11 protein-coding genes are annotated in these 12,024 nt (G+C 56.3%); 9 read left to right on the top strand and 2 right to left on the bottom strand.

Features of this window, described 5'->3' with window-relative positions; genetic code table 11:
- Positions 1 to 13: 13 nt before the first annotated feature.
- The 5 genes from cydC (at position 14) to KHW85_RS04590 (ending at position 6,490) form a co-directional block, all read left to right on the top strand.
- A complete protein-coding gene (cydC, locus tag KHW85_RS04610) occupies positions 14 to 1,819 on the top strand; it encodes a thiol reductant ABC exporter subunit CydC (protein ID WP_291458979.1) in 1,806 nt (601 codons plus the stop codon).
- Between the two features lie 102 nt (positions 1,820 to 1,921).
- Complete coding sequence (manA, locus tag KHW85_RS04605; RefSeq protein ID WP_291458978.1) at positions 1,922 to 3,112, top strand: mannose-6-phosphate isomerase, class I; 1,191 nt, start codon at positions 1,922 to 1,924, stop codon at positions 3,110 to 3,112.
- A gap of 68 nt (positions 3,113 to 3,180) precedes the next feature.
- Positions 3,181 to 3,861, top strand: a complete 681-nt coding sequence (locus KHW85_RS04600; protein ID WP_291458977.1) for a DedA family protein — start codon at positions 3,181 to 3,183, stop codon at positions 3,859 to 3,861.
- Between the two features lie 72 nt (positions 3,862 to 3,933).
- Positions 3,934 to 5,781 (top strand): dihydroxy-acid dehydratase, encoded by a 1,848-nt coding sequence (ilvD, locus tag KHW85_RS04595; protein ID WP_291458976.1) that lies wholly within the window; start codon positions 3,934 to 3,936, stop codon positions 5,779 to 5,781.
- 19 nt (positions 5,782 to 5,800) lie between these two features.
- Positions 5,801 to 6,490, top strand: a complete 690-nt coding sequence (locus KHW85_RS04590) for a Pr6Pr family membrane protein (RefSeq protein ID WP_291458975.1) — start codon at positions 5,801 to 5,803, stop codon at positions 6,488 to 6,490.
- Here KHW85_RS04590 and KHW85_RS04585 read toward each other — a convergent pair.
- A complete protein-coding gene (locus KHW85_RS04585) occupies positions 6,473 to 7,183 on the bottom strand; it encodes a YggS family pyridoxal phosphate-dependent enzyme (protein WP_291458974.1) in 711 nt (236 codons plus the stop codon). The genes KHW85_RS04590 and KHW85_RS04585 overlap by 18 nt on opposite strands.
- Positions 7,184 to 7,313: 130 nt before the next feature.
- Between KHW85_RS04585 and KHW85_RS04580 the strand changes: the two genes are divergently transcribed.
- The 4 genes from KHW85_RS04580 (at position 7,314) to KHW85_RS04565 (ending at position 9,151) form a co-directional block, all read left to right on the top strand.
- Complete coding sequence (locus KHW85_RS04580) at positions 7,314 to 7,700, top strand: YccF domain-containing protein (RefSeq protein WP_291458973.1); 387 nt, start codon at positions 7,314 to 7,316, stop codon at positions 7,698 to 7,700.
- 23 nt (positions 7,701 to 7,723) lie between these two features.
- Positions 7,724 to 8,236, top strand: a complete 513-nt coding sequence (ybaK, locus tag KHW85_RS04575; protein ID WP_009409047.1) for a Cys-tRNA(Pro) deacylase — start codon at positions 7,724 to 7,726, stop codon at positions 8,234 to 8,236.
- Between the two features lie 176 nt (positions 8,237 to 8,412).
- Complete coding sequence (locus KHW85_RS04570; protein WP_291458972.1) at positions 8,413 to 8,691, top strand: type II toxin-antitoxin system RelB/DinJ family antitoxin; 279 nt, start codon at positions 8,413 to 8,415, stop codon at positions 8,689 to 8,691.
- Positions 8,692 to 8,719: 28 nt separating this feature from the next.
- The gene (locus KHW85_RS04565) at positions 8,720 to 9,151 is read left to right on the top strand and encodes a VOC family protein (RefSeq protein ID WP_291458971.1); all 432 of its coding nucleotides are present in this window, start codon (positions 8,720 to 8,722) and stop codon (positions 9,149 to 9,151) included.
- Between the two features lie 76 nt (positions 9,152 to 9,227).
- Here KHW85_RS04565 and KHW85_RS04560 read toward each other — a convergent pair whose 3' ends face one another.
- Positions 9,228 to 11,990, bottom strand: a complete 2,763-nt coding sequence (locus KHW85_RS04560) for a DUF3516 domain-containing protein (protein ID WP_291458970.1) — start codon at positions 11,988 to 11,990, stop codon at positions 9,228 to 9,230.
- Positions 11,991 to 12,024: the final 34 nt, after the last annotated feature.

The following is a 12,024-nucleotide window of genomic DNA, read 5'->3' as shown; positions in this document are numbered from 1 at the left end:
AAGGGGAACTTCGATGAACCCCCAGAACTTCACTCGCATGGACCTCTCGCGCCGTCTCATTCGCGTCGCTCGTCCTGTTCTTTTCCCGCTTGTTTTCTCTCTGCTTGCGCGCATTGTTGCTTTGGTTTTGGGGATTGCACTCTTTGCGGTGGGAACATGGGCGTTAGGCTCCTATGCCTCAGATCCTGCTTCGCTCACCCTGTCATGGGTGGTCTGGGCGCTGGTGATTATGTCCCTGCTCAAGGCCTTGTTCCGCTATCTCGAGCAATACGCGGGGCACTATGTGGCCTTCCGTTCTTTGGCCCTCCTGCGTAACTATTTCTTTGACTCTCTTGAGCCTCAAGCTCCGGCGATGACGGAAGGCGCCGATACCGGTGACCTGCTGTCGCGAGTCACGAAAGACGTCGATCGCGTTGAGGTGTTCTTTGCTCACACTCTGGTTCCTCTGGCAACGGCTGTGATTGTCCCGATTGGAACTGTTGTGTGGATGGGCGTGGCAATCTCGCCGCTTAATGCTCTTGTTCTCGCACCTTTCCTGATCCTTGCAGGGCTTTGGGTTCCGACCTTCGGCGGTAAGACCACAGGCGAAGCTGCGCAAGTGCTTCGCGCGACTCGCGGTAAGCTCTCACACCACGTCACCGACTCGGTTCAGGGCGTGCGTGAGGTCATTGCTTTTGGAGCGCAAGAACGCCGAATCACCGAAATGGCTGATGAGCTGGAAGAATACATTTTCCACGCTCAGTACAAGACGTCTTTCTGGATTGCTATTCGCCGAGGACTGAATCAAGCGCTGCTTCCCCTCGCAGTTGTTGCCCAGCTTCTCGTTGCCGTCTTTTCGCTTCGTTCGGGTGCCTTGAGCATCGCTCAGGTCACCATGTCTGTGGGTGTTGCTCTTGCTTCTTTCGCACCGGTATTGGCTGTCGAAGATCTGACGGCGGATTTGGATCAGGCCTACGCATCGGCAGCGCGGATCTTCGCCGTGACAGACCGTGAAGCGCTGGTTCCCGATCCGGAAAATCCCCGTCCCATCGCTGGCGGAGGTGATCTTCAGATTACGGGCGTGGACTTTACCTACCCGCAGGTTGCTCTAGCTTCAGGTCTTCACGATGATGCGGAAGAACACGAGAAGCATCGTCCCCAAGTGCTCCACGACGTGACCGTCACTATTCCTGCCGGCTCGACAACCGCAATCGTTGGCGCCTCGGGTTCGGGCAAGTCGACCCTTGCCGCGCTGCTTGCCCGCGTGTGGGACCCGAACTCCGGTTCGATCAGCATCGGGGGAGTGGACCTGCGTGAGGACACTCAAGATCACATTCGCTCTGTCATCACCTTGGCTCCGCAGCGCGCGCACGTCTTTAACGACTCGATTCGTGCAAACCTTCTGCTTGCGCGCCCTGACGCAAGCGATGCTGAACTGAACGATGCCTTGGAGGCGGTCGACCTCAGTAAGTGGATCGCCGCGGAAAGCAAAGGAATCGACACCAAGGTCGGTGAAATGGGTGAGCGCATCTCCGGCGGACAACGCCAGCGCCTGGCCCTTGCCCGCGCGCTCCTGCGCGATACCCCGATCATGATCCTGGACGAGGCCACCTCCCAAGTTGACCGCGAAACCGAAGCTCGAGTTCTGGCGGGGATTCGCCGTTGCACAAGCGATAAGACCTTGATTGTTGTTGCGCACCGCTTGGATACCATCCGTGATGCTGATCAAATCATCGTTATGGATTCGGGGCGCATTGTAGAAGTTGGAACTTGGGATCAACTTTATGAATCCGGCGGTGCCCTGCGCGCTTTAGCGGACCGTGAAGAAGGTACACGCTAAACTTTTCACAGATATCACGCGTTTTGTGAAGAGATAACGCCATAGTTCATCTGTGACAACGCGCGGATACGCCGCAGTTACAGAGAAGTTGAGGAGACCGGGATGCAGCAGCTTCAGGGCTGGCGCAAGTTTGACGATTGGGGCTCGCAGACTGCAATCGCCGAATTCTTGGGAGAAACTCCAGGGCCTCGTCCTGTTTCTGAACTTTGGCTCGGTAATCACCCAGATGGTCCAACGTTCCTCCGCGACGGTTCAACTCTGGGCGAGCTCATCGCACAAGATCCGAAGAAGGCCCTGGGATCGGGAATCCTCTACGCCTTTGGAACAAATCTTCCCTTCCTCATGAAGGTCATCGCACCCGATGAGACCCTCTCTCTTCAGGTTCATCCCACAAAGGAAATCGCTCGAGAAGGCTACCTACGCGAAGAAGTGCTGGGAATCGAGCGCACCGCTCCCAACCGTTCCTATCGGGACATGAACCACAAGCCCGAAATGCTCTATGCTCTGACCGATTTCGAGGCCCTCATTGGTTTCCGGGTCCCTCGAAAAGCGCGCCGGCTTCTGGAAGGCCTCGACAGTGAGCTGGCTGAGCTTCTTCGCCGACGACTCAAGCTCTCAACTGTGCGCGGGGGCCTGCGTTCCTTGGCCTCGTGGGTTTTCGATATTGATTCACCCGTCACCCCAGCCCTGGTCGAGGAATTTGTTGATGCCTGCCGCAGGCGTCTGGAATCGGGTAATTCCCCCTCGCTTCGCGCCGATCAATTGGTGTGCGAGTTGGAAGCAGCACACGGTGGTGATTCTGGAATTATCTTGGCATTCCTCATGAATCCCGTTTCGCTTCGTGCAGGTGAGGCTGCGTATATTCCGCCGCGACAGATCCACGCCTACCAGCGCGGTCTGGGAATCGAGGTTATGGCGGCCTCGGATAACGTCATCCGAGCGGGACTGACCCACAAGCATGTTGACAGTGCACAACTCGTTGAAATTGCCGAGTTCTCTGCGCTTCCTCCGATTCGTCTGGCTCCCGAGCATCCCAGCCCGCATTCGGATCGTTTCTTGGCGCCCGCTCAGGAATTTGAACTCACCGTGACGACCTGCACCCATGACCTCAGCAATCTTCGCGTTCCGGGTGAGGGGCCTCGAATTGCCATGGTGACGCGTGGACGATTGAGTTTGTCGACCGAGGCCGGGGAGTGCACCCTGGGCCGCGGAGAGGCAGTTTTCATCTCCGCATCCGAACATCAGCTGCGTATTGCAGGTGAGGGCGAACTGGTTCAGTGTTCCGCGCCGTGATTGGCTTTCACAGCTCACGCAAAGGGTGAGCAAAACTCTTCCATGCCGTACGCCGCGATGCTACAGGTATGAGTAATCTTCTTGAACCTATTGTCCAAGCCGTTGTTTCGCTTGTGGGTGCACTCGGCGCCCCAGGAGTTGGAATTGCCGTCGCGGCAGAAAACCTCTTCCCACCCATCCCCAGCGAAGTGATCCTGCCTTCCGCGGGCTTCGCTGCTGCCTCGGGAAGCATGGGATTGTTAAGTGCAATTGTGTGGGCTACGATCGGCTCGGTTGCCGGCGCGCTGGCACTGTATGCCTTGGGCGCGTGGTTCGGGCGTGCGCGCTTCTATTCTCTGGCCTCGAAGATTCCCTTTGTTAAGGAAGCCGATATCAAGCGTGCCGAAGCGTGGTTTGCGCGTCGAGGCCCGCTGGCAGTTCTTCTGGGACGCGTCGTTCCCGTTGTTCGTTCCTTGATTTCCATTCCGGCTGGTATTGAACGAATGAAACTTCTGCCCTTTACTCTGTACACGGCAATTGGTTCGGCCCTGTGGAATTCCGTTCTTATCGGCGCCGGATATGCGTTGGGGGCGAACTGGGAGATCGTCGAAGAATGGATTTCGCGATACCAACTTATCGTTTTTGGGCTGGCTGGCATTGCTCTGGTCGTGTGGGTGGTCAGGAAGTGGACAGTTCGCAGGCCCCGTAAAAGTGCTGTAAAAGCAGGCGATTTAAGCGAAAACGTGCGCAAAGCCTCGTCCATCTCGTGAACCTAGCGAGCCGTCGCCCCGAGGTCGAACTAGGGTTGAAGGCGTTACAAATTCGTCATAGGGGAGAAATCCATGAGTAAGCCTTTGCGCTCAGCAACATCGACTCAAGGACGCAATATGGCCGGAGCACGTGCGCTCTGGCGTGCGACCGGAATGACGGATGGGGATTTCGGCAAGCCGATTATCGCAATCGCCAACTCCTACACCCAATTCGTTCCCGGCCACGTCCACCTCAAGGACATGGGCGACTTGGTCGCTGGAGCGATTCGCGAAGCAGGCGGCGTTGCGAAGGAATTTAACACCATCGCTGTTGACGACGGCATCGCAATGGGTCACGATGGCATGCTCTATTCGCTGCCTTCGCGCGAGGTGATTGCCGACTCGGTGGAGTACATGGTCAATGCTCACCGCGCCGATGCGCTGGTGTGTATCTCGAACTGCGACAAGATCACCCCCGGTATGCTCATCGCTGCTATGCGTTTGAACATCCCGACGATCTTCGTTTCGGGTGGTCCTATGGAGTCCGGTGCTTCCATTGAAGGCGTTGTCGAGCACCGCCTTGACCTGATCGACGCGATGGTCATGGCCGTGGATGATTCAGTTTCTGACGCCCAGCTTGCCCAGGTTGAGGCCAATGCGTGCCCCACTTGTGGCTCCTGCGCTGGAATGTTCACCGCGAACTCCATGAACTGCCTCAACGAGGCTATCGGCCTGGCACTCCCGGGCAACGGCACCACCTTGGCTACGCAGGTTGAGCGCAAGAAGCTCTTCTTGGAGGCAGGACACCGCATTGTTGATATGTGCCGCGCGTACTACGACAACGATGATGATTCGGTTCTGCCGCGCTCGATTGCTACCAAGCACGCTTTCGAGAACGCGATGAGCTTGGACGTTGCCATGGGCGGCTCCACCAACACCGTTCTTCACATTCTTGCGATCGCTCACGAGGCCGGGGTTGACTTCACCCTGGATGATATCGACGCGATTTCGCGTCGCGTTCCTTGCCTGTGCAAGGTGGCCCCGAACTCGACGAAGTACCACATTGAGCATGTGCACCGCGCAGGCGGTATTCCCGCTCTCCTTGGTGAGCTCAACCGCGCTGGTTTGCTGCAGCGCGATGTGCACTCCGTCCATGCTCCTTCCTTGGAAGAGTGGCTCGCTCAGTGGGATATCCGCAGTGGTAGCGCGAGCGACGAGGCCAAGCATCGTTATCTTGCGGCGCCCGGTGGCGTGCGCACGACCCATGCGTTCTCGACCGCAAACCTTTTTGAGTCTTTGGAAACGGATTCCGAGAACGGCTGCATTCGCGATGTTGAGCACGCATACACGAAGGACGGCGGGCTTGCGGTTCTTTACGGCAACATCGCCCAGAACGGCGCGGTTATTAAGAGCGCGGGTATCGATGAGTCGCTCTTCCACTTCGTTGGTCGTGCTTTCGTTGTGGAGTCTCAAGAAGAGGCCGTTGAATCGATTCTGAGCAAGAAGGTTCAGGAAGGCGACGTTGTCGTCATTACCTACGAAGGCCCCAAGGGTGGGCCGGGCATGCAGGAAATGCTCTACCCGACCTCGTACCTTAAAGGCCTAGGGCTGGGTAAGAAGTGCGCACTGATCACCGATGGCCGTTTCTCTGGTGGTACCTCCGGTATTTCTATCGGTCACATCTCTCCCGAGGCCGCTGCCGGCGGTGCAATCGGTTTGGTTCGCACCGGTGATGAGATCGAGATCGATGTCAACAAGCGGGTGCTTCGCGTGAATGTAAGCGATGAGGAACTTGAGCGTCGCCGTGCGGAGATGGGTGCCACCCCGTGGAAGCCTTCCAAGCCTCGTTCGCGTCACGTTTCCGACGCCTTGAAGGTCTACGGAATGCTTGCAGCATCTGCCGATAAGGGCGGCGTGCGTATTCTGCCCGATTGGGCCTGAGCACGTGAGGGATAAAGCGATGACCTTAGCGACCTTTGGCCGTTGGGCCTATCTGCTTGTTGCGATCGCCGCGTGGGTGGGTGTCGTTTTCACCCTGGTTATTACCGGTATGGATGGATATTCTCGCGAGGCCGTGGCCCGGCCTGGGATGTTCGGTGGAGCTCCCTTCGGCTGGGCCGGCTTCGGCCAGCGGATGATTGAATGCCTGTCCTATTTCACTGAGTGGTCAAATATTCTGGTCGCTATTGTCGCGACTCTGATCGTGTGGAAGGGTCCCGATATCGGTTCGTGGGGACGTGCACTTCAATTGTGTGCGCTCATGATGATTACCGTGACGGCGATCGTCTACCACTTCTTGATTCGTCCCACTGAAGTGCTCAGCGGCTGGTCGCTGTTCACGAACCCGCTCCAACACGTGGTTGTTCCTGCGCTCATGATTCTGGCGGCTCTGGTTTGTGGGCCAAGGGGTGGGCTAGGTGCTTCGGTTGTACTGAAAGCCCTGGCGATCCCAGTGATTTGGGTGGTCTACACCTTGATTCGCGGGGCTTTTGTTCATCAGTACCCGTACGATTTTGTGAACGTGAGCGTGCTTGGCTACCAGCAGGTCCTGATCAACATCGTTGCGATTTTGTGCGGTGCTCTGGTATTTCTTGCCCTCATCGCCGGAATTGACTGGGTCGTGGGGAAGGCTCTACCCGCGCGCAACTGAGCGACGTGGACCAAATACTGCGGTCCCTACACGTACGATTGTCGCTCCTTCTGCGATCGCCCATTCCAGATCGTGGCTCATTCCCATGGACAGTTCCAGGTGGTCTGCCGGGATTGCAAGTTGTTGCGCTGCGCTGTCGCGGAGCTCTCGCAAGAGTGCGTAGCCGCGGCGAACATCTGCTTCAGCGGGGGAGTTCAGGCCAACGGTCATCAGGCCTGCGAACCTGAGGTGCCCAGAGGCTGCGACGGCCTCGGCAATCGAAGAAAAATCAGCAGGAGAGCAGCCGTGTTTGGTGTCTTCGTCTGAGACATTGACTTCGATGAAAACCGGGAGCTCTGCGGCTGCTCGTAAATTGATTTTCTCTACCAAGGCAACGGAATCAATCGATTCAATCGCGTCGACACAGGAGAGTGCCTGATTGATCTTATTGGATTGGAGTGGCCCGATCAGGTGAATCTGAGCTCCCGGGACCTCACGGATTGCATCCACGGTTGCTTTCGCTTCTTGCACTCGATTGTGTCCCAAGAGGATCGGCTGCCCCAGATCGCTTAAGGCCTGGGCGGCCTCGCGGCACTCCTCGGGAGTGCGAGTCTTGACTGCGAGTTCCAAAGCCACGCGATCGGTTCGACCGGCGGCTTGGCGTGCGCGCTCAATTCGGTCAAGGGCCTGGGCAATTGCAGACGGAATACTCATAGTTCAAGTGTAGACGGCCCGCTCAGGGACGATTCAGAGAAAATCAGGGCAAAAAGCGCAGCTGAATCCCGCACTCGCATGGCAGACTTGATGTAACGCGATAGTGAAGTGGATTAGCGAAAGGACGCGCATGCGCTTCTTGCTGAATGTCATTTGGTTGGTTTTTGGTGGATTCTGGCTCTTCTTGGGATACATTTTCGCCGGCATCGTCGCATGTCTTTTCATCGTCACTATTCCTGCGGGCGTCGCATGTTTCCGAATTGCAAGCTACGTGCTGTGGCCGTTTGGGAAGCGAGTTGTTCCGATGCCCGGAGCTGGTGCTGGCTCGGCGTTGATGAATTTCGTGTGGTTCATCATTGCAGGGGTCTGGCTGGCAATCGGACACGTCATCACGGCTTTCTTCCAGGCAATCACGATCATCGGTATTCCCCTGGCGATCGCCAATCTCAAGCTCATCCCGATCACCTGCTTCCCCTTCGGTAAGATGGTGATCGATGATCCCAGTGCTGTGATCTGATCTCAGGTCTCTACACTGGAAGTATGGCTCGCAAACACTCTAAAGATCACGCTTCAGGACCTACTCATGCGATTGAGGAATTGAACGAGGCCGGGGTCCCTTTCGTAGTTCACGAGTACGAGCATGATCCTTCCGCGCGTGCCTACGGTGAAGAAACCGTTGAGAAATTGGGGATTGATCCCGCGATTGCTTTTAAGACCTTGATGGTTAAGCTTGAGCCGACGGGGGAGTTCGTGGTGGGGTGTGTTCCCGCGCTTGCGCACCTGTCAATGAAGTTGATCGCCAAGGCTGCAGGAGCGAAGAACGCAGCGATGGCTGATCCTGCCGTTGCACAGCGCCGGACCGGCTATGTCGTTGGCGGGATTAGCCCTTTGGGACAAACGACAAAACATCGAATCTTTATTGATTCTTCATGTTTGGATCATGAAACGATGCTGGTGTCGGGTGGTCGAAGGGGAGTGAGCGTAGAGCTGAGCCCGCTTGACCTAGCAGAAATTGTTGGTGCCGAGGTCGTCGACCTTGCCGCCCAGGCCTAATCGTCCGGAGTGGCGCACTTGTGCATTTTCATTGCGCTCTCTGACTGATGCGATCGAACTCGGGAAAGTGTATGACACGCTTACTCTTGAATGAGGGCAGATATATGTCATATGACGTACGTTGTGTTGACGTTGTAAGATTTCTGTTGCACATCTGTTTGTCGAAGGGCTGAGTCATGAAGACTGCAACACTCAACATGCGTGTGGATCCAAGCGTGAAAGAAGAGGCTGAACGGGTGTATGCCCAGTTTGGGATGAACCTCACCGACGCAGTAAACGTGTTTCTGCACAAATCGATCATGGAAGGTGGTTTGCCCTTCGAATTGCGCCAGCCTCGTTTCAATACTGAAACTGAAGCTGCGATGCGTGAAGCTCGCGAAATTGCTGCCGGACGTGTCGCGGCTAGTCGCTATGCGTCGGCATCGCAGGCGTTCGCGAATGTCGATGATGAATGAATCTCAACACGGGCGACGTTGCCTTGTGATGACTAGCGCACCCGGGCTTGTCCCCGAACTTTCCGTCACGGACTACCAGGCCTCCAAACGATTCTGGTGCGACCTCATCGGGTTTTCCCTGCGGTACGAAAGAGCGGAAGAGGGATTCGGATACCTCGCTTTAGGCAATGCCCACCTGATGCTCGACCAGATCAACCTCGGGAGGACGTGGGAGACCGGCTCTCTTGAACGACCGCTTGGCCGTGGGATCAACTTCGAGGTCCAGGTCGAGAATCTAGATCCTGCGTTGCAGCACATCATGAGCGCAGGATGGCCAATCTTCGTTGAGCCCGAAGAGAAGTGGTATCGAGCGGGCGATATTGAGATCGGCGTTCGTCAGTTCTTGGTTCAGGACCCTGACGGCTACCTTCTGCGCCTTCAGCAGGAGATAGGTGAGAGACCTGCGGGGGAGAGTTCGTAGCCGACCGTCGAAGCTGTCAAGGCTGTTGATTAAAAGCTATTCCCACGCAAGATCCTGCAAACCTCAAAGTAGGCCTTTACCGCGCATCGACCGTGAGCACCGTCAGAACCACCCGCTTTTCCTTGTCGGAGGCGGTCAAGTCAACGAGGCCGGCAATGCGCCAATCCATATTGCCTTCCGGATCCGTGATGGTCTGAGTCGCCAGCCAGACCGAACCAGCGGGAGCTTCATCGACAGCCCGTGCAAGGGCCTCGAAACGACTGCGCTGATTGGCGTTATCCCGAGCGGAGAAGGGCATCACGGCCAAGATGTCCTCGCCACTAATCTTTTCTTCCAATGCGCACAGTGCCTGGGAACGGGCACCTTGATTGATATCGATCCAATCATGTTCAGCCCAGTAGCGTTCCAAGGCGTGATCCCAATCATCACCATTCCACGGCGCGACCTGAGCAAAGAGCCCGTCGCTATCTGCGGCCTGCGCAGTTGCTCGTTCAAGTCCATCGACGTCATCGCGACTCATCAACTCAACAAAATGAAACAGTGTCCGACGTACGGAATTACGGAAAGCATGGAGATTTGCCGTGAAAGCAACAACGCCGGACTCATCCGCACCAAACGCGCGCTCAAGCCCAACGGCAGAAGCTTCCCCTTCGGCCTCGGCTAATTCTTCCCCGTTCATCATTGCTTCCCACTCATCCAGAAGCGAGGAATCAACGCTGCGGATCAGATCGGCCAACCACGAAATCATGGACTCAAGTTCCTCGGTCATGATTTCTTCTGGGATCACTTGGCGCATCATCCGGTAGGCATCACTGAGATAGCGCAAGATAACGCCTTCTGAACGCCCAACGTCGTAACGTGAAATGAGTTCGGTGAAGGTCATAGCGTTTTCGATCATCTCGCGAATGACCGACTTGGGTGAGAGCTCGAGATCTCCCACCCACGGGTTTGAGCGCGCATAGACACTAAACGCTGGGGAGAGGAGTTCCTCTAAAGGCTTAGGCCACGAGATCTCTTCCAAGGCGGCCATGCGCTCGTCATACTCCATCCCCTGTGCCTTCATCGAGGCAACGGCCGCAGCTTTCGCCTGGTTTTCTTGCGCATACAGCAGGGGTCGGGGGTCCTCAAGCACGGCCTCGACAATGGAAATCACGTCAAGGGCAAAGGTCGGCGAATCCGGATCAAGAAGCTCGAACGCAGCCAGTGCAAAGGGAGAAAGCGGCTGATTGAGCGCAAAATCATCCGGCAGGTCTGCAACCAACTGCAACCTAGAGACACCCAATTCCTGAGCCCGGGCACTGGAGAGATGCTCAACAACCCCGGCTTGGAGAAGAGAAGTATAAATATCTGCAAGATGACGGATATGCGGATTTGCAGGAAGCGGTTGGTCATCATTGTGCAATGCCAAGTCAACGAGGTGCTCTGCAGGATCTCGCCCAGCATCTGCTGCTCCACCCAACACGTTCAGAACAGTGGAGTGAGTCATCTCAAAGTGAGACTGCAAGGCTTCGGGAGCAGCATCACGCAGGCGCTCAAAGGTCGAGCGAGACCAAGTGATCTGCCCTTCCTTTGGCCCGCTGCGCTTCTTAGAGGCCTTCTTCTTGGCTCTTTTCGCCTCGCGCTCGTCACGAGCAGCCTCCTGCGCAGCCGTTAAACGGGCGCGCTCGCGGGCTGTTTCCACTTCGTGCTCGGGGGCCAGAACGCGAACAAAACCAACGGTGTCAAAACCTGCACGTCCCGCGCGCCCGGCAATCTGGTGGAATTCACGCGAACGCAGGTGACGCATTTTGCTTCCGTCGAACTTCACCAGGGAGGTCAGCAAAACCGTGCGAATGGGGACATTGATACCGACTCCAAGGGTGTCGGTTCCGCAGATGACGGGAAGCAGCCCCTGCTGTGTCAGGCGCTCAACAAGTCGGCGATACCTGGGCAGCATTCCCGCGTGGTGAACGCCAATGCCATGGGAGAGAAGTCCGCGCAAAGTCTGCCCAAAACCCTTTGTAAAACTCACTGACGAGAGCTCACGCGCGATTTGGCTACGGACCTCGGGGGAAACAAGCTTGCGGTCCATCAATGACGAGGCCGTATCAACCGCATCTTTTTGCGAGAAATGAACGATGTAGATCGGATGGTGTCCCTCTGAAAGTAGGCGCTCGACCGTGTCTTGAAGAGTGTCGACAACATAGTCGTATTCCAAAGGAACCGGGCGCTGTGCATCGGTAATTTCTACCGTCGGCCGTCCCGTACGATCCGTCCATTGCTTGCGGAAAACAGTCGTATCTCCAAGCGTCGCGCTCATTGCAATGAACTGTGGGCGCGTGAGTTCAAGAAGAGGAACCTGCCAGGCCCAGCCTCGTTGTGGATCGGCATAGAAATGGAACTCGTCCATGACGATCATGTCGGCGTCGAGCGTCGGTCCTTCACGCAGGGACTGATTTGCCAGGATTTCTGCAGTGCAGCAAATGATAGGAGCATCAGCGTTCAACGAGACATCGCCTGTCACCATCCCGACATTGTCGGCGCCAAACAGCGACACCAAGTCGAAAAACTTTTCTGAGACCAGCGCTTTCAGTGGCGCCGTGTAGTACGAGCGCCCCCCATGAGCCATCGACACAAAATGCGCAGCCAAAGCAATCATTGACTTACCGGAGCCAGTGGGCGTTGCTGCAATGACGTGGTTTCCCGACAAAATCTCAATTAAAGATTCATCTTGGTGCCGGTAGAGCGGACGCCCCGTTGATGATGCCCACGATGAAAATGCCTCATACAGGGCATCATCGTCGGTCAATACACCGCGATCTTCCAGATCATCGAGGAGTTCATTTAACGGAGCGCTCATGCTTCTATCTTCCCAGACCTCCCCGCATTTGCGT

The organism is Actinomyces sp. oral taxon 181 (assembly GCF_018370895.1).
Classification (GTDB): Bacteria; Actinomycetota; Actinomycetes; order Actinomycetales; family Actinomycetaceae; genus Pauljensenia.
The sequence above is the reverse complement of the archived record's forward strand: the minus strand, read 5'-3'. Positions and strand labels throughout refer to the sequence as shown.